Here is a 19,096-nt window from a genome sequence, read left to right as displayed (position 1 = left end):
CAATGAGAACCGTGTGCAATTGCAATTGAATGCTATTTGACACCGGTGACCCTGTCGAGTCCCCCATTCGGGGGGGGGGCGCCGTTTACAGCTTGCGCACCACGGTAGCGTGCGCCGGCAGTGGCTGTCCGTGGGTGTCCAGCGGTTGCATGTAGGGCACGGTTGAGCCGTTGTCACGCTGGACCAGGGAAGAGTGGGCTTCGCCAGCGCCGAAGCGATGGCGTTCGCCCCACTGGCGCAGCGCGACCAGCAGCGGGAACAGCTCCTGGCCGGCGGCGGTGAGCACGTATTGCTGGTAGGCCGAGCCATCGGAGGCCGGTTGCAGTTGCAGGATGCCCGCCTCGACCAGCCGGCGCAGGCGGTCGCTGAGGATGTTGCGCGCGGCGCCGAGGCTGCGCTGGAAGTCGCCGAAGCGGGTGATGCCATCGAAAGCATCGCGGATCACCAGCAACGCCCAGCGGTCACCGAGCAGGTCGGCGCTGCGGGCGACGGGGCAGGGGCTGTCGGCGTGCATGGCAGGTTCCGCAGAAGGTGGTTGCAGTTTAAAACCAATGCCGCTAGCCTGCATCAAGTTTCAAATTGCAACTACATGATGAGCCTCGCCCCGACACCCCGCTCCCTGCTGGTCCTGCTCGCGGTCGCCGCCGGCGCCAGCGTCGCCAACGTCTACTACGCGCAGCCGCTGCTGGACCAGCTCGCGCGCGCCTTCGCGCTGGACCGGGCGGTGGCGGGTGCGGTGGTGTCTGCCACCCAGGCCGGCAGCGTGCTGGCGCTGCTGGGCCTGCTGCCGCTGGCCGATCGTGGTGACCGTCGACGCCTGCTGCGGTTGCAGTTGGTGGCACTGGTGCTGGCGTTGCTGTGGCTTGCCGCGGCACGCACGGCAGTCTGGTTGTTGTCGGGCATGCTGCTGGCCGGTTTGCTGGGCACGGCGCTGACCCAAGGACTGATCGCCTACACAGCCACGCTGGCACCGCCCGAGCAGCGGGGGCGCGTGGTGGGCGCCGTGCAGGGTGGGGTGTTCATCGGCCTGCTGCTCGCGCGTGTGCTATCGGGGGCAATCGCGTCTGCGCTGGGCTGGCGCGCGGTCTATCTGCTGTCGGCGATGGTGATGGTGGCCTTGGCGGCGCTGTTGTGGCAGCGCCTGCCCGCCGTGCCGGTGCCGGTGGTTCCCCCGCGCTGGCGCGAACTGCTGGATTCGATGCTGGGCATGCTGCGCAACGACCGGACCCTGCGTGAGCGCGGTCCGTTGGCACTGTTGCTGTTTGCCGGGCTCAATGTGTTCTGGGCGGCGGTACCGCTGCCGCTGTCGGCTCCGCCGTTGCACTGGTCGACCGCGGCCATCGGTGCACTGGGCCTGGCGGGCGTGGTAGGGGCGCTGCTGGCGGCGCGGGTCGGGCATTGGATGGATCGCGGCTTCACGCATCGGGTCAGCGTCGGCGCGCTGTTGTTGATGCTGGTCGCGTGGTGGCCGCTGCTGGGCCTGCCGCGTTCGCTGTCCTTGCTTTTGCTGGGTGTGGTCGTGCTCGACCTCGGCGGCCAGGCACTCCATGTCTCGAACCAGGCATTGTTGCTGCGTGCACCGACAGAACAGCATGGGCGCCTGGTGGCGTTGTACATGTTGTTCTATGCAGTTGGCAGTGGGGCGGGTGCGGCTGCGGGGCCTTGGGTGCAGGCCCGGCATGGCTGGCCAGCAGTGTGCCTGTTGGGCGCCGGCATCGCGCTGCTGGCGCTGCTGTGGTGGGCAGCATGGCGGGTGGTGGCGTTCAACGCATCGGCTGGCGCGCGAACCGGTAGAGTCGACTGTCGGTAGAGTCGACTGTCAGTCGACTGCTCTTCGCCCCGCATGCGAAAAATCCCGCGCTGCGCGCGATAGTCGACCAGCGGTCGACTCTACCTGTCCTGTCGTCATCGCTGCAGTGCACGCCGCCCCGGGGCTTCCTGCAGGTCCGCGCTGGCCACCACCACGCGGTTGCGGCCGCTGCGCTTGGCCTCGTACATCGCCGCGTCGGCACGTGCCATCAACCGTTCGTAGTCCGGATGACCATCGTGACCGGCCACGCCGATGCTGGCGGTCAGCTCCAGCACCTGGCCATTGGCTAGTGCTACCGGTGATTGTGCGATCTGCCGGCGCAGGCTCTCGGCGATCACCGAGGCCTGTGACTCGCTGGCGGCCACCAGCACCACCACGAATTCTTCACCGCCATAGCGGAACAGGTAGTCGCTGCCCCGCGTGAGTTGGCCGAGCAGGCCGGCCACGTGCTGCAACGCGCGGTCGCCGGCATCGTGGCCGTGGCCGTCGTTGATCGCCTTGAAGTGATCCAGGTCGAGCAGCAGCAGCGAGAACGGCGTGCCGTTGCGCGTGGCCAGCTCGATTTCCCGGCGCAGCACGGTCGGCAGGAAGCGGCGGTTGAGCAGGTTGGTCAGCGCATCGCTGCCGGCATCCAGTTCGCCGATGCGCTCGAACAGCAGGGTCATCAGGGTGCGGATGGCGGCCAGATCCTCGCGGATGGCCGGCAGCACCGCCAGCCGCTGCGCCGGGACATCGTTGCTTGCCTGTTGCAGGTTCCCGTCGATGCGGGCCATCAGCTGGCCGACCTGCTGGGTTTCGCTGCTCTCGCCGAAGCTGGGGATGCCCTTGTGGGTGAACCACAGGCCGAATTCCGAGGTCGCCAGGCTGGCGCTTTCGCCGGCCTGCACGTGGCCGGCCAGTGCGTACAGGAGTGCGTTTTCCCAGTCCAGCAGCAGGGCGCGCTGGCGCTCGCGCTCGGTGCTGACGTTCTGCACCAGCGAGAACAACCGGTAGGCCGCATCGGCACGGGTGGATCGTTCGCGCGCATGGGTGTAGGCCAGGGTCATGCCCTCCATGGCGATGTCCATGATCGCGCTGAGGCAGTCGATGGCGGCGAACGCGGTGGCACTGTCGGGTGCGTCGTCGCGCAGGCGCACGAACAGCTCGTGCTTGAGCACGCGCGCGCCGCGGGTGACCAGGTCGACCGGAATGCCGACCCGGGCATGCACATCGCCGATCACCCGTTGCGAGGCCACGGCACTGGCGATCCTGTCGCGATCAGTGGTCAGCAGTTGCACCAGCCAGCGCTGCATGGCCGGCTGCAGGCGCTGCTTGACCTGGTCGTGGGACAGGAAGCGGCGTGCACGCCCGTCCTGCAGCAGCACTTCGTAAAAGCGCTGTGCCAGCACGGCTGGGGCATCGGTGGCAGCGGCCTTGAGCAGCGCGGTGGCGGCAGGGCCAGCCTGTTGCAGGCAGTGCTGCCAGGCTTCGGCCAGCGGCTGGCTGGCATCGTCCAGTTGCGGTGTTTCCACGTCGATCTCTGACTGCGTACGACAAACCACGGGTATCGGCCGTGGCGGCGTGCGGTTGATGGCGGGTTAGCCGGCCAGTTTACGCGCGGTGCAGCGTTGCACGGTGCGCAAAGCACATCGGCGCCACTGCGGCAATGAGTGAACGCATTTGAGAATCACTCGCATTGATGAGAGAATGTACGCACGGATCGGGCCGCAGGCGACTGCAGCGACGCTCCGCCTCCCCCTCGTCGTTGCCTCAAGCCCTTTGCCAGAGGCCCCGTTGCCCTGCCAGAAGGTCCAGATCATGTCTCCTGCCGTTGTCCTTTCGCCGCGCCCGCTGGCGCTTGCCGTTGCCGCCCTGCTGGCGGGCAGCGCCCTGGCCGCCCGGGCCGAGACCGACGCCACCGATATCGACACGGTGCACGTCACCGCCTCGCAGATCGCGCGCCAGGCGCTGGGTACCTCGACCATCACCGCCGAGGACATCGCCAGGCGCCCGCCGGCCAACGACATCGCCGAACTGCTGCGCACCATGCCGGGCGTCAACCTGACCGGCAACAGCGCCTCGGGCCAGTACGGCAACAACCGCCAGATCGACCTGCGTGGCATGGGCCCGGAAAACACCCTTATCCTGGTCGACGGCAAGCGCGTCGGTGCCCGTGATGCCGTGCGCATGGGGCGCAGCGGCGAGCGCAATACCCGCGGCGATACCAACTGGGTGCCGGCGGAAATGATCGAGCGCATCGAAGTGCTGCGCGGCCCGGCGGCGGCACGCTACGGCTCCGGTGCTTCCGGCGGCGTGGTCAACATCATCACCAAGCACCCGACCGGCGATCTGACCGGTGCGGTCGACCTGTTTGGGTTGGTGCCCGAGCACAGTGCCGAAGGGGGCAGCGAGCGCGTCGGCCTGCAGCTCAGCGGGCCGATGACCGATACCCTGTCGTTCCGCATGTACGGCAATCTCAACAGGACCGACGCCGATTCGCTGGACCTCAATCGCCGGTACGCGACGAATCCGAACGCGGTGCCGCCAGCCGGCCGCGAGGGTGTCAAGAACCGCGACGTCAACGCGCTGCTGCGCTGGGACGTGACCGCCAACCAGGTGGTGGAGTTCGAAGCCGGCACCAGCCGCCAGGGCAACATCTACGCCGGCGACCGCGCCGTCAGCACCACCGGTACCTCGACCGGCGTCGATCTGGCGGCACTGGCCGAGGGCGAAGCGGAGACCAACCGCATGTACCGCAACACCGGTGCGGTCACCCACCGCGGCCGTTGGGGTGATGTCACTTCGCGGGTGACGGCCGCAGTCGAGGCGGTCAACAACTCGCGCATCAATGAAGGCCTGGCCGGTGGCCCGGAAGGCAGCTTCAACGGCACCGACTGGTCTACCTCGCGCCTGCGCAACTACCAGCTGGATGGCGAAGTGAGCTTCCCGACCGCGCTGGGCGGCGCAGAGAACATCTGGACGCTCGGCTTTGAATACCTGGACAGCCGCCTGACCGATCCGTATTCGATGAGCCAGTCCAGCAGCAGCGGCGGCGGTATTCCAGGGTTGTCGGCCGACCGTGCGCGGGGCAAGGCCGACGCGCAGACCACGGCGGCGTTCGTGGAAGACAACATCTACCTGGGCGAGCGCTGGATCGTTACCCCGGGCCTGCGCTTCGACCACCACAGCCAGTTCGGCAACAACACCAGCCCCAGCCTCAATGCGCAGTTCCGCATCAACAGCGACTGGGTGGTGAAGGGCGGCATTGCCCGCGCGTTCAAGGCGCCGAACCTGTACCAGTCGAATCCGGACTATCTCTACTACACCCGCGGCAACGGCTGCCCCAATGCGCTGCCGAGCCTGGGCGCCGGTTGCTACATGCGCGGCAACGCGGACCTGAAGGCGGAAACCAGCCTGAACAAGGAACTGGGCATCGAGTGGGCACCGCAGAGCGGCTGGCAGGCGTCGTTGACCTACTTCCACAACGATTACAAGGACAAGATCCAGGCCGGATACACCCAGATCGGGCTGACCGCCGACACCAAGGGCCGCATCTTCCGCTGGGAGAACGCGCCGAAGGCGATCGTGCAGGGGCTGGAAGGCAACCTGGTCATTCCGCTGCTGGGCGAGCAGGGCAACCGCCTGAAGTGGAGCAACAACTTCACCTACATGGTGGAGAACGAGAACAAGACCACGCATCAGCCGCTGTCGGTGATTCCGAAGTACACGATCAACACCATGCTGGACTGGCAGGCCACCGACAGGCTGTCCGTGTTGCTGACCGGCACCTTCTACGGCAGGCAGGAACCGGCCACGACCAACATCAACAACGACCCGCGCTGCACTGGCAGCTGCGATGCATCGATCGCGCTGCAGGATCGTGGCGCGTACAACATCTGGGGCGTGAGCGCGCGCTACAAGGTGACCGAGACGGTCAGCTTCGGTTTCGGAGTGAACAATCTGGCCGACAAGCGCTTGTTCCGCGAGGCCAACAGCAGCGATGCCGGGGCGGCGACCTACAACGAGCCGGGCCGCGCATACTGGGCCAGCCTGCGCTTCGGCTTCTGACCGCAGGCGGTCGTCGGTCTGCAGCCCTCGCCGGGCCATGCCCGGCGAGGGCTCGGGTGGCCTGCAATGTTATAAACATCGTAATAGTCTCCCCCGCCGGCACCGCGTAGCCTGCACCGCATCGCAAAGGAGCTGTTGCCATGGGCCACGACCACGACCACCTGCCATCCCAGATCCGCCACGAGAAACCCCTGTGGTGGGCACTCGGCCTGACCACCACCTTCCTCGTCGTCGAAGTGGTGGGCGCGTTCTGGACCAACAGCCTGGCGCTGCTGTCCGACGCCGCACACATGGCCACCGATGCGCTGGCGCTGATGATCGCGCTGGTCGCGGTGCGGCTGAGCCGGCGCCCGCCGGATGCGCGCCGCACCTACGGCTATGCACGGCTGGAAGCGTTGGGCGCGATGATCAACGGTGCCATGCTGTTCGTGGTCGCCGCCTACATCCTGTGGGAGGCGGTCGGCCGTTTCCGCCAGCCGCAGGAGATCGCCTCCTCCGGCATGCTGGTGATTGCTGCGGCGGGCCTGGTCATCAACCTGATCTCGATGCGCCTGCTGCAGGCGGGCAGTGGCGAGAGCCTCAACGTGAAGGGCGCCTACCTGGAAGTGTGGGCCGACATGCTCGGCTCGGTGGCAGTGATTGCGGGCGCATTGTTGATCAAGTGGACCGGATGGAAGCCGATCGACCCGATCCTGGCGGTGCTGCTCGGCCTGTGGGTGCTGCCGCGGACCTACGTGCTGATGCGTGAGGCGATCAACGTGCTGCTGGAAGGCGTGCCCAAGGGCACGGATGTTGCGAAGGTGCGCGACAGCCTGTCCGGCCATGCTGCAGTGCTGGATGTGCATGACCTGCACGTGTGGGCGCTGGCCTCGAGCACGCCGGCGCTGACCGCACACATCGTGATGCGCGACGGCACCGACGCCGATGCATTGCGCCGCGAGCTGGGCGGTCGCCTGCATGATGACTTCGGTATCGAGCACGTGACACTGCAGATTGAAGCGGACCATTGTGGCGAAGCCTGTGGCGGGCCGGCGCCGGCCAAGGGCGGCGGACACGAGGGCCACGAGGGCCACGACCATGGCGAGGACGCGCAGGGCCATCGTGGCCACGTGCATCGTTGAATGAAAATGAAGGCCGCACCGGGGAGTGCCCGGTGCGGTCATTCGTCGCGTCGCGAGGCCAGCCGATCCGCCAGCCGGGTTGGCTCCGGAAGCCGATAGCCACGCAGGGTGTGCTGCACCCAGCCCAGCGCGGTGTCGGCACTGACCCGATGGCCACCGGCCACGAACAGCGGCTTGCAGCGCACCTTGCTGCGCAGCACCCAGCCCAGTTGCTCGTCGCCATCCAGCAGCGGTGTATGCGCACCAGCTTCGGCGCCCGGTTCGACGAACCTTCCCACCAGTTTCGATTTCGCCACGCCGATGCTCGGCAGATCGGTGACCACGCCAAGATGCGCGGCGACGCCAAGCCGGCGCGGATGGCTGATGCCGTGGCCATCGACGAACACCAGGTCCGGCGTTCGTGGCAGCAGTGCCAGTGCGGCCAGCAATGCCGGCAGCTCGCGAAAGCTGAGCAGGCCCGGGATATAGGGCATCAGTGTGGGAACCCGCGCGATCTCCTGCGCCACGGGCTGCAGCGTCTTTGCATCCAGCAGTACCGCCGCGGCGCGGGTGATGGCGCCGTTGTCTTCGAAGCCGACATCCATCCCGGCCAGCCAGCGCACGCTGCGTGGCAGGCGGTCCTGGCGCTCCACGCAGCCCGCCAGTTGCAGCTGCTGCGCACGGGCGGCAGCGACGCTGCCTTCCCAGCGCCCGGGATCGATCACCGTATTCATGGGTCACAGCATCGCACGGGCGGCGCCACGGCCCGGTGAGCGGCGGCCGGGCTACAATGGCGGCCTGCCTATCCTCGCGTTGGAGACCCTGCAGTGACCCGTAGACTCGTACTGTTGCGCCATGGCCAGAGCCAGTGGAACCTGGACAACCGCTTCACCGGTTGGGTCGATGTTGACCTGACCGAGCAGGGGCGTCGCGAAGCGGCCGCCGCCGGTCGCCTGATGCGCGAGGAAGGCCTGCAGTTCGACGTCGCCCATACCTCCGTACTGAAGCGCGCCATCCACACCCTGCAGGGTGCGCTGGCCGAGCTGGAGCAGGACTGGCTGCCGGTGAACAAGTCCTGGCGCCTCAATGAGCGCCACTACGGCGGCCTGCAGGGCCTGGACAAGGCCGAGACCGCGGCCAAGCACGGCGAGGAGCAGGTCAAGGTGTGGCGTCGTTCGTACGACATCCCGCCGCCGCCGATGGAACTGGAAGATCCGGGCCACCCGATCCATGACCGCCGTTACGCCGGTCTGGACCGCAACGCGCTGCCGGGCACCGAGTCGCTGGCCACCACCCTGGATCGCGTGCTGCCGTACTGGCACGACGCCATCGCCCCGCAGCTGAAGGACGGCAAGACCGTGCTGGTCACCGCCCACGGCAACTCGCTGCGCGCGCTGTACAAGTACCTCAACAATGTCTCGCGCGAGGAAATCCTCGAGCTGAACATCCCGACCGGCATCCCGCTGCTGTTCGAACTGAACGATGACCTGACCGTGCAGTCGTTCCGCTACCTGGGCGACCCGGAAGCGGCGCGCAAGGCCGCCGAAGCCGTGGCCAACCAGGGCAAGGCGAAATAAGAAGCAGAAGGCCGGCGCAAGCCGGCCTTCGCTTTTGTAGAGCCGAGCCCACGCTCGGCTGCTTTGGGCTTTTGCCGCACGAAGCATGAACCCGCAACGGAGAGCAGTCGAGCATGGCTCGACTCTACAGAAGGACGCTCTGTGACCTTTGGCCGGTCCCCAACCTCACGCCCCCGGCTACCCTGTGAAATTACCCGCAGGAGAGCCTCATGAACGTCCGCAACCTGGTCCCGCTGGGCCTGACCATCGCCATCGCTGCCTCGCTGGCCGCCTGTGGCAAGAACGAAACCGCTCCGGCGGCCAGTGCCGACGCCAAGCCGGCCTTCGACCTGTCGCAGATCAAGACGCCGCTGATCTCGCTCAACAGCGCCGATCTGGATCCGGCCATCTCCGCCTGTACCGACCTCAATGGCTTCGTCAACAGCAAGTGGCTGAAGGCCAACCCGGTGCCGGGCGATCAGACCACCTGGGGCAGCTTCGAGATCCTGCGCGAGCGCTCGCTGGAAGTGCAGCACGCGCTGGTCCAGCAGGCCGCCGCCAGCCAGGCCAAGGCCGGTTCGGTGGAAGCCAAGATCGGTGATATCTGGAAGACCGGCAACGACGAAGCCAAGATCGAAGCCGCCGGCCTGGCGCCGCTGCAGCCGCAGCTGGACAAGATCACTGCACTGAACGACACCGCTGCCATCACCCAGTACCTGCGCGACAGCCAGGCCGAGGGCAAGGGCGTGCTGTTCTCGCTGTTCGCCAATGCCGACTACAAGGATTCGGCCAACGTCATCGCCTACGTCGGCCAGGGCGGCCTGGGCCTGCCGGAGAAGGGCTACTACTTCGACGATGCGCAGGCCAAGATCCGCGACGCCTACGTGGCCTACATCGCACAGGTGCTGACCCTGTCCGGTGTGGACGCGGCGCAGGCCGCCGAGCAGGCCAAGGCCGTGATGGCCTTCGAAACCCGCCTGGCCAAGGCCTCGATGTCGCGCATCGAAATGCGTGACCCGGCCAAGCGCTACAACCCGCTCAGCGCCGCAGATGCCGACAGGCTGACCCCGAACTTCAGCTGGACCGCGCTGTTCGACACCCTGAAGGTGCCGGCCGCACAGAAGTTCTCGCTGGCGCAGCCGGGCTTCTTCGGTGAAATGGACAAGATGCTCGCCGATGTGCCGGCCAGCACCTGGCAGGCCTACCTGCGCTTCCACACCATCGACGATGCCTCGCCGTACCTGAGCAGCCAGTTCGAGAAGGCCAACTTCGATTTCTACGGCACCACCCTGCGTGGCCAGAAGGAAATGCAGCCGCGCTGGAAGCGCGTGCTGGAGTCGGTCAACGGTGGCATGGGTGAGGCCCTGGGCCAGCTGTACGTCGACGCCGTGTTCCCGGCCGAGTCGAAGGTGGCCATGCAGCACCTGGTGGAAAACCTGTCGCAGGCGCTGAAGGCGCGCCTGGAACAACTGCCGTGGATGGGCGAAGAAACCAGGAAGAAGGCACTGGAGAAGTGGGCCAGCTTCACCCCGAAGATCGGCTACCCGGACAAGTGGCGTGACTGGTCGGGCCTGCAGACCAACGGCGACAGCTACCTGGGCAACATGCAGGCGGCGCGTGCGTTCAACTACCGCTACATGCTGGACAAGATCGGCAAGCCGGTGGACAAGACCGAATGGGGCATGACCCCGCAGACCGTCAACGCGTACTACAACGCCACCAAGAACGAGATCGTGTTCCCGGCAGCGATCCTGCAGGCGCCGTTCTTCGACGCCAAGGCGGATCCGGCGCTGAACTACGGCGGCATCGGTGCGGTCATCGGCCACGAGATGATGCACGGCTACGACGACTCGGGCAGCCAGTTCGCCGCCAACGGCAACTTCGACAACTGGTGGACCGACGCCGACCGCAAGGCCTTCACCGAGCGTACCGACCAGCTGGTCGCGCAGTTCGACGGCTATGAAGCGGTGCCGGGGATGAACGTGAAGGGCAAGCTGACCCTGGGCGAGAACATCGGCGACCTGGGCGGCCTGACCGTGGCCTATGACGCGCTGCAGATGGCGCTGAAGGAAGACCCGAAGGCGAATGTCGAGGTCGATGGCCACAGCCAGGACCAGCGCTTCTTCATGAACTGGGCCACGGTGTGGCGCCGCAATTTCACCGATGGTGAGCTGCGCGTCCGCCTGAACACCGATCCGCACGCCCCGGCCAGCTTCCGTGCCAACGGCGCACCGTCGAACATGCCGTCCTATGCCGCTGCATTCCAGTGCAAGGCCGGCGACGCGATGGTGCGTGCCGACGACAAGCGCGTGGTGATCTGGTAATCGATTACCCGTGACTGCGTGATGCGAAAGGCCCGGCGAATGCCGGGCCTTTTGTTTACCGACCCGGTGGCGCCGGATCGGTAGAGTCGACCGCTGGTCGACTATCGCGCGCAGCGCGGGATTTTCGCGGTCTGGACGAAGAGCAGTCGACCAACGGTCGACTCTACAGGTGCGTCGGCGGGCGCGTCAGTTCATGCCCGGCGGCGGGCAGCTACGCCAGCGCAGGTTCCCGCGCCAGCATGCGATGGAAGCGCTGCAGCACGTAGGGGTCCACCAGCCCGCCGGACTGCGCTTCGATGATCCGCAAGGCGGTTTCGTGCTCCATTGCGTCGCGATACGGGCGTACGCTGGTCATCGCATCGTAGGCATCGACGATGGTGACGATGCGCGCGCCCAGGGGAATGGTTTCACCGCGTAGCCCGTCGGGATAGCCGCTCCCATCGAACGCCTCGTGATGGGCACGGATCAGCTGCGCGACCGGCGCGGCGTCACTGCGACCGGTCGCCAGGAAGATGTGTTCGCCGCGCACCGGATGCTCACGCATGATCGCGCGTTCCTCGTCGGTATGGCGGCGCGGGGCCAGCAGCACCTCGTCGGGAATGCCGATCTTGCCGATGTCATGGAAGCGCGCGGCCAGGCCGACCTGTGCACAGGCCTCCTGACCCAGGTCGCAGTGCGCGGCCAGGCACTGCGCGAGCAGGCCGACGCGGTCGCAGTGGTGGCGGGTGTAGGCGTCGCGCATCTGCAGCGACATCGAGAGCGCATCGATCAGGCAGGACTGCGCGTGCAGCAGGTCGGGGGCGGGTACGGCGTCAGGGAGCATGGTCATCCGCCCGCACCGGGTGGGGACCGGTGCGGGGTGTTCGGGGGGGGGCGATCAACCCGGGGCGAGGGTGGTCAGAAGGGCGCGGGCCGCATTGAAGCGGTCTTCCGGCAACGGCAGCGGGTGCTTGATGCGCAGCTTGTCGGGCCCTTCCATGGCGTAGAGGTTCGGTTGTTTCTGGATCAGCTGGATCACCGCCATCGGGTCGATGTTCGGCTTGGACTCGAACACGATGCGGCCACCGTTCTCGCCCAGGTCCAGCTTGCGGATGCCCAGCGTGTTGGCCTTGAGCTTCAGCTCGGCGATGGCGAACAGGTGCTTGGCCGCATCCGGCAGCAGGCCGAAGCGGTCGATCATCTCCACCTGCAGCTCGCGCAGCGCATCGGTGTCGCGCGCGCTGGAAATACGCTTGTACAGGGTCAGGCGCGTGTGCACGTCCGGCAGGTAGTCTTCCGGGATCAGCGCCGGCACATGCAGCTCGACCTCGGCACCGCGCACTTCTTCACCGGCATCCAGGTCGGGCAACTTGCCCTGCTTGATGCTGCGTACCGCGCGTTCCAGCAGCTCGGTATAGAGGCTGAAGCCGACCTCGGCCATCTGCCCGCTCTGGTCCTCGCCAAGCAGTTCACCGGCGCCGCGGATTTCCAGATCGTGGGTGGCCAGGGTGAAGCCGGCGCCCAGCTCGTCCATCGAGGCGATCGCTTCCAGGCGCTTCTCGGCGTCGGGTGTGATCGCGCGACGGTCGGGGGTGATCAGGTAGGCGTAGGCACGGTGGTGCGAACGACCGACGCGGCCGCGCAGCTGGTGCAGCTGGGCCAGGCCGAAACGGTCGGCACGGTTGATGATGATGGTGTTGGCGTTGGGGATGTCGATGCCCGATTCGATGATCGTGGTCGACAGCAGCACGTTGAAACGCTGCTTCTGGAAATCCAGCATCACCTTTTCCAGTTCGCGCTCGGGCATCTGCCCGTGGGCGATGCCGATGCGTGCCTCCGGCACCAGCTCGGACAGCTCGCGCTGCATGCGGCCGATGCTCTCCACGTCGTTGTGCAGGAAGTACAGCTGGCCACCGCGCGCGAGCTCGCGCTGGAAGGCTTCGCGCAGCAGCGCGTTGTCCCACTGGGTGATGAAGGTCTGCACCGCCAGCCGGTTCGGCGGCGGCGTGGCGATGATCGACAGGTCGCGCAGGCCGGCCATGGCCATGTTGAGCGTGCGCGGGATCGGCGTGGCGGTCAGCGTCAGCAGGTGCACGTTGGCGCGCAGCGCCTTCAGCGCCTCCTTCTGGCGCACGCCGAATCGCTGCTCCTCGTCGACGATGACCATGCCCAGGTCCTTGAACTTCACGTCCGGCTGCAGCAGGCGATGGGTGCCGACGATGACGTCGATGGTGCCGGCAGCGACCTTTTCCAGTTCGGCCTTGATTTCCTTGCTGGTCTTGAAGCGCGACAGCACCTCGACCTTCAACGGGTAATCGGCGAAGCGGTCGCGGAAGTTGCGGTAGTGCTGTTCGGCCAGCAGCGTGGTCGGCACCAGCACGGCCACCTGCTTGCCGGCACTGGCGGCGGCGAACGCGGCGCGCACCGCCACCTCGGTCTTGCCGAAGCCGACGTCGCCGCAGACCACGCGGTCCATCGGCTGGCTGCTGGCCAGGTCGCGCAGGGTCGCATCGATCGCGGCCAGCTGGTCCGGGGTCTCCTCGAACGGGAAACCGGCCGCGAACGGCTCGTACATCGCGCGGTCGACCTGCAGTGCCAGGCCGGCACGCGCTTGGCGGCGGGCCTGGATCTCCAGCAGCTCGGCAGCAACGTCGCGTACTTTCTCGGCGGCCTTGCGCTTGGCCTTGCTCCACTGCTCGCCACCGAGCGAATGCAGCGGCGCGGTTTCCGCCGACGCACCGGAATAGCGGCTGATCAGGTGCAGCTGGGCGACCGGCACATACAGGCGGTCGCCCTTGGCATATTCGATTTCGAGGAACTCGCCGGGCATGCCGCCGACGTCCATCGCGATCAGGCCACGATAGCGGCCGACGCCATGATCCTCGTGCACGATCGGCGCGCCCTCGGTCAGTTCACCGAGGTCGCGGATGATCGCTTCCGGCTCGCGGCCGGCACGGCGCGTGCGCCGGGTGCTGCCGGCGCGCTCGGGGAACAGCTGGCGCTCGGTCAGCACCGCGATGCGCGGATCGTCCAGCGCGAAGCCATCCTCCAGCGGTGCCACCGCGATCGCGAAGCGCGCGTCGTCGGCGAGGAAGCTGGGCAGGTCGGCCACCACCGGCGGCTTCAGCTCGGCGGCCTGCAGCACTTCCAGCAGCGCCTCGCGGCGGCCGGGTGAATCGGCGGCGATCAGTACCCGGCCCGGATAATGGCCGAGGAAGGATTTCAGCGCATCGCCGGCGGGGGCTTCGCGCGCGGCCACCGGCAGCGGGGGCAGCGGCTGGTCGCCCAGCGCGTGCGCGTCGGCGATGCGTGCGTGGTCGGCGGCCCATACCTCGATGCGCGGGGCATCGTTCAGGCGCTCGCGCAGCAGCTCCGGCGACAGGTACAGCGCCGACGGCGGCAGCAGCGGCCGTTCCACATCGTGGCGGCGCTGCTCATAACGCTCGCCGGTCTGCGCCCAGAACGCCTCGGCGGCTTCGCCGGCACCGGCACAGACCACCGGCAGGCTGCCGCTGGGCAGGTAGTCGAACAGGGTCGCGGTGCGCTCGAAGAACAGCGGCAGGTAGTACTCGACGCCGGCCGGGGCCAGCCCGGACTTCAGATCCTGGTACAGCGAACTGCGCCGGGTATCCACATCGAAACGCTCGCGCAGCGTGGCCAGCACGCGTGCGATGCTGGCCTCGTCCATCGGCACTTCGCGGCCGGGCAGCATGTGCACCGCCTCGACCTTGTCCAGCGAACGCTGGCTTTCCGGATCGAAGGCACGGATCGAGTCGATGTCCTCGTCCAGTAGTTCTACCCGCAGCGGCTCGTCGGCGCCCATCGGGAACACGTCCAGCAGGCCGCCGCGCACGGCGAAGTCGCCCGGGTCCATGACCTGCGGCACGTTGCGGTAGCCGGCGCTTTCCAGGCGGCGCTTCTCGGCCTCCAGGTCCAGGCGCTGGCCGACCTTCAGGTCGAAGCTGCCACCGATCACATAGCTGCGCGGGGCCAGCTGCTGCAGCAGGGTCTGCACCGGCACGATCACCAGGCCACGCTTCAGCGTGGGCAGGCGGTGCAGGGCAGCCAAGCGCTGCGAGATGATGTCCGGATGCGGGCTGAAGCGGTCGTAGGGCAGGGTTTCCCAGTCAGGGAAGGCGACCACCGGCAGGGCCGGGTCGCCGCCAAGCAGGGTCTGCAGGTCGGCTTCAAGCTGGTTGGCACCGTGGTTGTCACGGGCGATCACCAGCAGCGGGGCGTCGTGCGCGCGCGCGGCCTGGGCCAGGTACCAGGCCAGGGCGGTCGGCGAGGCGGGGGCGCGCCACCAGGCGCGGAGCTGGCCGGCACGCGGCAGCGGCGGGGCGGGGTATGAGGTACGCGACATGGACTCCGGATTTTAGCAGAAGCCCCTGCCGGGCCCATGATCGTGACGTGAGCGGGTGTAGCGCCGGGCCAAGCCCGGCGAGCGCGGCGGTTGAATCAACGTCGCCGGGCATGGCCCGGCGCTACCTTCAGTTGTCCAACTCCAGCACCATCCGCACCAGGCCTTCGGCACCGTTCGGATGCGGCACCGGCTTGAAGCCCAGCGAGGCGGCCAGCTGCTTCATCGGCTCGTTCTCGGCGGCAACGTCGCCGTACAGGCGGTCCAGGTACTTGCCGCGGCCCCACTTCACCAGCTTGCGCATCAGCTGCCGGCCCAGGCCCTGGCCGATCAGGAAGCGGCTGATCAGGATCGCGTACTCGGCTTCACGGGTGCCGGGGATGATCGAGGCCCGGGCAACCGCGCCGACCACCGCTTCGCCAGCGGGCAGGGACTCGGCTGCGACCAGGGTGATCTCGGTCTTGGGGTTCGGGTGGGTCAGGCGCTGGGTAGTCTCCGGCGACAGTTCGGTCACCGCCTGCAGGAAACGATCACGGATTTCTTCCGGCCCGAACAGGCTGAATGCCGCTTGCAGCGGTGCGCCATCTTCCGGGCGGATGGGGCGGATCAGCAGCTCGTGGCCGCTGGGAGCCTTGAAGATCTCATGCCAGGGCGGCATGCGGTTGCGAGTGGCCATACCGGGTGATTCCTTGGTGGTCCATCGATTGTGGCATCACCGGGGCTGCATTCCGTGAACGGAAGGCTCACGGCGGTACAGCCTCGTGAAGGCCGTTATTCGGGGGCTTTGAGCCAATCCAGGCGGGTGCTGGCACCGGGTTCGCCCAGGTGCTGGCGCAGCGCCGGCAGGGCCGGGCCGACCACCCGGTCGAACTGCCAGGGCGGGTTGAGCAGCAGCATGCCGCTGCCGTTGAGCCGCAGCGGCGAGTCGTCAGGGCGCACCAGGAACTCGATCGTCATCGCCGACTTGACCGGCAGGGCAGTGGCCTTGCGCAGGAAGTGCAGGATGGTGCGCCGCTGCTTGATCGGGAACCAGACCGCACAGGTGGCCTGCGGCCAGCGTGCCAGGGTCTCGGCCAGGGCGGCCAGGACGTTCTGGTATTCCGCGTCCTGGGCCTCGTACGGCGGGTCGATCAGGACCAGGCCACGGCCGATCTTGCTGCCGTTGAACTTCGGCGGCAGCAGCGAGCGCAGCAGGGCATAGCCATCGCCGGCGCGCACGTCGACGCGGCTGTCATGGGCGAACAGGGCCTTCAGCGTGGCCGTTTCGGCCTCCTGCAGTTCACAGACCGCCATGCGGTCCTGCGCGCGCATGGCCTGTGCGCTCAACAGCGGCGAGCCCGGGTAGTTGGTCAGCGCGCCCACCGGATTGTCGGCCTGCACCGCCTTCAGGTAGCGCTCGACCACCTCGGGCAGCTTGGGCTGGGCCATCAGCCGCATGATTCCGGACTCGGCCTCCAGCGTCTTGCGGCTCTCTTCGCTGGCCAGCAGGTAGCGGCCGGCACCGCCGTGGGTATCGAGCACGAAGAACGGGCTGTCCTTGCGCTTGAAGCTGTCGATCAGGGCCAGCTGCACGATGTGCTTGAGCACATCGGCGTGGTTGCCGGCATGGAAGGCGTGGCGGTAGTTCATGGGCGGCAGTGTACGGGGCGGCGGCCGCAGCGGCTATGCTGCGCGCCATGACAGCTCCCGTTGCCCATGTCCTGGTGGTCGAGGACGAAGCCGCCATCGCCGAAACCGTGCTCTATGCGCTGCGCAGCGAAGGCTATGCCGCCAGCCACTGCCTGCTCGGCGGCGAGGCCCTGCAACGGCTGCAGGCCGGCGATATCGACGTGGTGGTGCTGGACGTGGGCCTGCCCGACCTGGGCGGTTTCGAAGTGTGCCGGCGGCTGCGCGCGCAGCCCGGGCCGGCGGCCCAGCTGCCGGTGATCTTCCTGACCGCCCGCAACGATGAAGTGGACCGCGTGCTGGGCCTGGAACTGGGCGCCGACGATTACATGACCAAGCCGTTCTCGCCGCGAGAGCTGGTGGCGCGGGTGCGTGCGCGCCTGCGCCGCGTGGCACCGGTCAACGCAGGACCCAGCGCCGATGCGGGCTGGCAGGAACATGGCGCCTTTGCCATCGACCGCGAAGGTCGGCGTATCCGCTTCCGCGGCCAGGCACTGGACCTGACCCGCTACGAGTACGCGCTGCTGGAAGCGCTGCTGCAGCGCCCGGGCGCCATCCTCAGCCGTGCCCAGCTGATGGACCGTGGCTGGGACAGCAGTGCCGACAGCGCCGACCGCACCGTTGATACGCATGTAAAGACGCTGCGCGCCAAGCTGCGCGCGGCCGGTGCCAGCGAAGACCCCATCCGCACCCACCGTGGCCTTGGCTACGCGCTGGAGGTCTAGCCGATGCGCCTGGTATTGAAGCTGTTCCTCGGCTTCTTCCTGATAACCGGCATCGCCGCGTTCTTCGTGATGCGCGTGTTCGTCAACGAAGTGAAGCCCGGCGTGCGCCAGGCGATGGAATCGACCCTGGTCGATGCGGCCAACGTGCTGGCCGAGATGGCCGCCGCCGACGTCAAGGCCGGCACCATCGGCAGCGGCAGCTTCACCCGCAACCTCGCCAAGGCGCGGCAGCGTGACCTGAAAGCGATGGTCTGGCGCTTTCCCAAGCGCTCACTGGACTACCGGGTGACCATCACCGATGCCAAGGGCATCGTCATCTACGACTCGCTGGGCCGCGACCTGGGGCGCGACAACTCGCGCTGGAATGATGTCTATCGCACCCTGCGTGGCGAGTACGGTGCCCGCTCCAGCCCGGAAACGCCGGGCGAGGAAGGCAATACGGTGATGCATGTGGCGGCGCCGGTATACGACCCGGACGATGGGCGCACGCTGATCGGCGTGCTCAGCCTGGCCCAGCCCAACCGCAGCATCGATCCGTTCATCGCTGCAAGCCAACGCGCCATCATCGAGCGCGGCGCCTGGCTGATCGGATTGTCGGCGCTGGTCGGCGTGCTGGTGACGATGTGGCTCACCACGGGCCTTGGCCAGCTCAGCCGCTACGCGCGTGCGGTCAGCGCCGGCGAACCGGTGCCACCCCCGCGGCGGCGCCGCGACGAGATCGGCGACCTGGGCCAGGCACTGGAAACGATGCGCCGCCAGCTGGAGGGCAAGGCCTACGTCGAGCAGTACGTGCAGTCGCTGACGCATGAAATGAAGAGTCCGCTGGCGGCGATCCGCGGTGCCGCCGAGCTGCTGCAGGAGCCACTGCCGGAGGCCGACCGCGTGCATTTTGCACGCAGCATCGTCGATCAGCAGGAGCGGCTGACCGAGACCATCGACAAGCTGCTGGCACTGGCTGAAGTGGAACAGCACGGCTGGCTGCAGACCCGCGATCCGATCGCGCTGCCAACCCTGCTGGCCGATGCGGCGGCGGCCGCGCAGGTGCGTGCGCAGGCGGCCGGCGTGCAGGTGCGCATCGGCAGCGTACCCGACATGCGCGTGCAGGGTGATGCCTATCTGCTGCGGCAGGCGTTGCACAACCTGATCGACAACGCCATTGCCTTCTCACCGCCCGGCGCGGACATCGCGCTGCAGGCCGAGGTGGACGGGCAGGGCGTACGCCTGCAGGTAGCGGATCGCGGTGCCGGCATTCCCGACTACGCGCGCGAACGGGTGTTCGAACGCTTCTATTCGCTGGCCCGCCCCGGCAGCGGCCGGCGCAGTTCCGGCCTGGGCCTGCCGTTCGTGCAGGAGGTCGCGCGCCTGCACGATGGTCGCGCCAGCCTCGACGCGCGCGACGGCGGTGGCACCGTCGCCAGCCTGTGGCTGCCGTTGTCAGTGCCGGGCCAGCGCTCCCGCCGCTGACTTCACATTCGCTTCAAATTCGCCACAAACCCCGCTCACCGTGGCGGTCCATCCTGCAGTCCTCTC

General features: G+C 67.6%; 14 protein-coding genes. 7 read left to right on the top strand and 7 right to left on the bottom strand.

Annotation, left to right across the window (positions count from 1 at the left end):
- Window positions 1–85: 85 nt before the first annotated feature.
- On the bottom strand, window positions 86–514 hold the full coding sequence (locus ROV95_RS16135; RefSeq protein WP_069139141.1) for a helix-turn-helix domain-containing protein: 429 nt from the start codon (window positions 512–514) through the stop codon (window positions 86–88).
- A gap of 78 nt (window positions 515–592) precedes the next feature.
- Between ROV95_RS16135 and ROV95_RS16130 the strand changes: the two genes are divergently transcribed.
- Window positions 593–1,810 carry an MFS transporter gene (locus ROV95_RS16130; protein ID WP_312545306.1) on the top strand — a complete coding sequence of 406 codons (1,218 nt, stop codon included), beginning with the start codon at window positions 593–595 and terminating at the stop codon, window positions 1,808–1,810.
- A 95-nt stretch (window positions 1,811–1,905) separates the two neighbouring features.
- On the opposite strand, the gene ROV95_RS16125 is transcribed toward ROV95_RS16130, so the two are convergent.
- Window positions 1,906–3,321, bottom strand: a complete 1,416-nt coding sequence (locus ROV95_RS16125) for a GGDEF domain-containing protein (protein ID WP_134730274.1) — start codon at window positions 3,319–3,321, stop codon at window positions 1,906–1,908.
- 286 nt (window positions 3,322–3,607) lie between these two features.
- Between ROV95_RS16125 and ROV95_RS16120 the strand changes: the two genes are divergently transcribed.
- Both ROV95_RS16120 and ROV95_RS16115 read left to right on the top strand, forming a co-directional pair.
- Window positions 3,608–5,857 (top strand): TonB-dependent siderophore receptor, encoded by a 2,250-nt coding sequence (locus ROV95_RS16120; protein ID WP_312545304.1) that lies wholly within the window; start codon window positions 3,608–3,610, stop codon window positions 5,855–5,857.
- 140 nt (window positions 5,858–5,997) lie between these two features.
- Window positions 5,998–6,978, top strand: coding sequence for a cation diffusion facilitator family transporter (locus ROV95_RS16115; protein WP_312545303.1), 981 nt, complete (start codon window positions 5,998–6,000; stop codon window positions 6,976–6,978).
- 38 nt (window positions 6,979–7,016) lie between these two features.
- Here the strand turns inward: ROV95_RS16115 and nfi are convergent, their stop codons facing one another.
- The gene (nfi, locus tag ROV95_RS16110; RefSeq protein WP_312545301.1) at window positions 7,017–7,691 is read right to left on the bottom strand and encodes a deoxyribonuclease V; all 675 of its coding nucleotides are present in this window, start codon (window positions 7,689–7,691) and stop codon (window positions 7,017–7,019) included.
- A 93-nt stretch (window positions 7,692–7,784) separates the two neighbouring features.
- Between nfi and gpmA the strand changes: the two genes are divergently transcribed.
- Together gpmA and ROV95_RS16100 are read left to right on the top strand one after the other, a co-directional pair.
- A complete protein-coding gene (gpmA, locus tag ROV95_RS16105; protein ID WP_019659181.1) occupies window positions 7,785–8,534 on the top strand; it encodes a 2,3-diphosphoglycerate-dependent phosphoglycerate mutase in 750 nt (249 codons plus the stop codon).
- Between the two features lie 209 nt (window positions 8,535–8,743).
- Window positions 8,744–10,837: a M13 family metallopeptidase gene (locus tag ROV95_RS16100; RefSeq protein WP_312545299.1), complete on the top strand. Its 2,094-nt coding sequence runs from the start codon at window positions 8,744–8,746 to the stop codon at window positions 10,835–10,837.
- Between the two features lie 211 nt (window positions 10,838–11,048).
- Here ROV95_RS16100 and ROV95_RS16095 read toward each other — a convergent pair whose 3' ends face one another.
- The 4 genes from ROV95_RS16095 to rlmJ form a co-directional block, all read right to left on the bottom strand.
- The gene (locus tag ROV95_RS16095; RefSeq protein WP_058983344.1) at window positions 11,049–11,666 is read right to left on the bottom strand and encodes an HD domain-containing phosphohydrolase; all 618 of its coding nucleotides are present in this window, start codon (window positions 11,664–11,666) and stop codon (window positions 11,049–11,051) included.
- 48 nt (window positions 11,667–11,714) lie between these two features.
- Entirely contained in the window at window positions 11,715–15,179 is a 3,465-nt protein-coding gene (mfd, locus tag ROV95_RS16090; protein ID WP_180876009.1) for a transcription-repair coupling factor, read from the bottom strand.
- 127 nt (window positions 15,180–15,306) lie between these two features.
- Window positions 15,307–15,852: a GNAT family N-acetyltransferase gene (locus ROV95_RS16085; protein ID WP_019659177.1), complete on the bottom strand. Its 546-nt coding sequence runs from the start codon at window positions 15,850–15,852 to the stop codon at window positions 15,307–15,309.
- A gap of 95 nt (window positions 15,853–15,947) precedes the next feature.
- The gene (gene rlmJ, locus ROV95_RS16080) at window positions 15,948–16,805 is read right to left on the bottom strand and encodes a 23S rRNA (adenine(2030)-N(6))-methyltransferase RlmJ (RefSeq protein WP_021202507.1); all 858 of its coding nucleotides are present in this window, start codon (window positions 16,803–16,805) and stop codon (window positions 15,948–15,950) included.
- Window positions 16,806–16,840: 35 nt separating this feature from the next.
- On the opposite strand from rlmJ, the gene creB reads away from it, so the two are divergent.
- On the top strand, window positions 16,841–17,566 hold the full coding sequence (gene creB, locus ROV95_RS16075) for a two-component system response regulator CreB (RefSeq protein ID WP_312545293.1): 726 nt from the start codon (window positions 16,841–16,843) through the stop codon (window positions 17,564–17,566).
- Window positions 17,567–17,569: 3 nt separating this feature from the next.
- Entirely contained in the window at window positions 17,570–19,030 is a 1,461-nt protein-coding gene (creC, locus tag ROV95_RS16070) for a two-component system sensor histidine kinase CreC (protein ID WP_312545291.1), read from the top strand.
- The last annotated feature ends 66 nt before the right edge of the window (window positions 19,031–19,096 follow it).

The organism is Stenotrophomonas maltophilia group sp. msm1, assembly GCF_032025805.1.
GTDB classification, from domain to species: domain Bacteria; phylum Pseudomonadota; class Gammaproteobacteria; order Xanthomonadales; family Xanthomonadaceae; genus Stenotrophomonas; species Stenotrophomonas hibiscicola.
The sequence above is the reverse complement of the archived record's forward strand: the minus strand, read 5'-3'. Positions and strand labels throughout refer to the sequence as shown.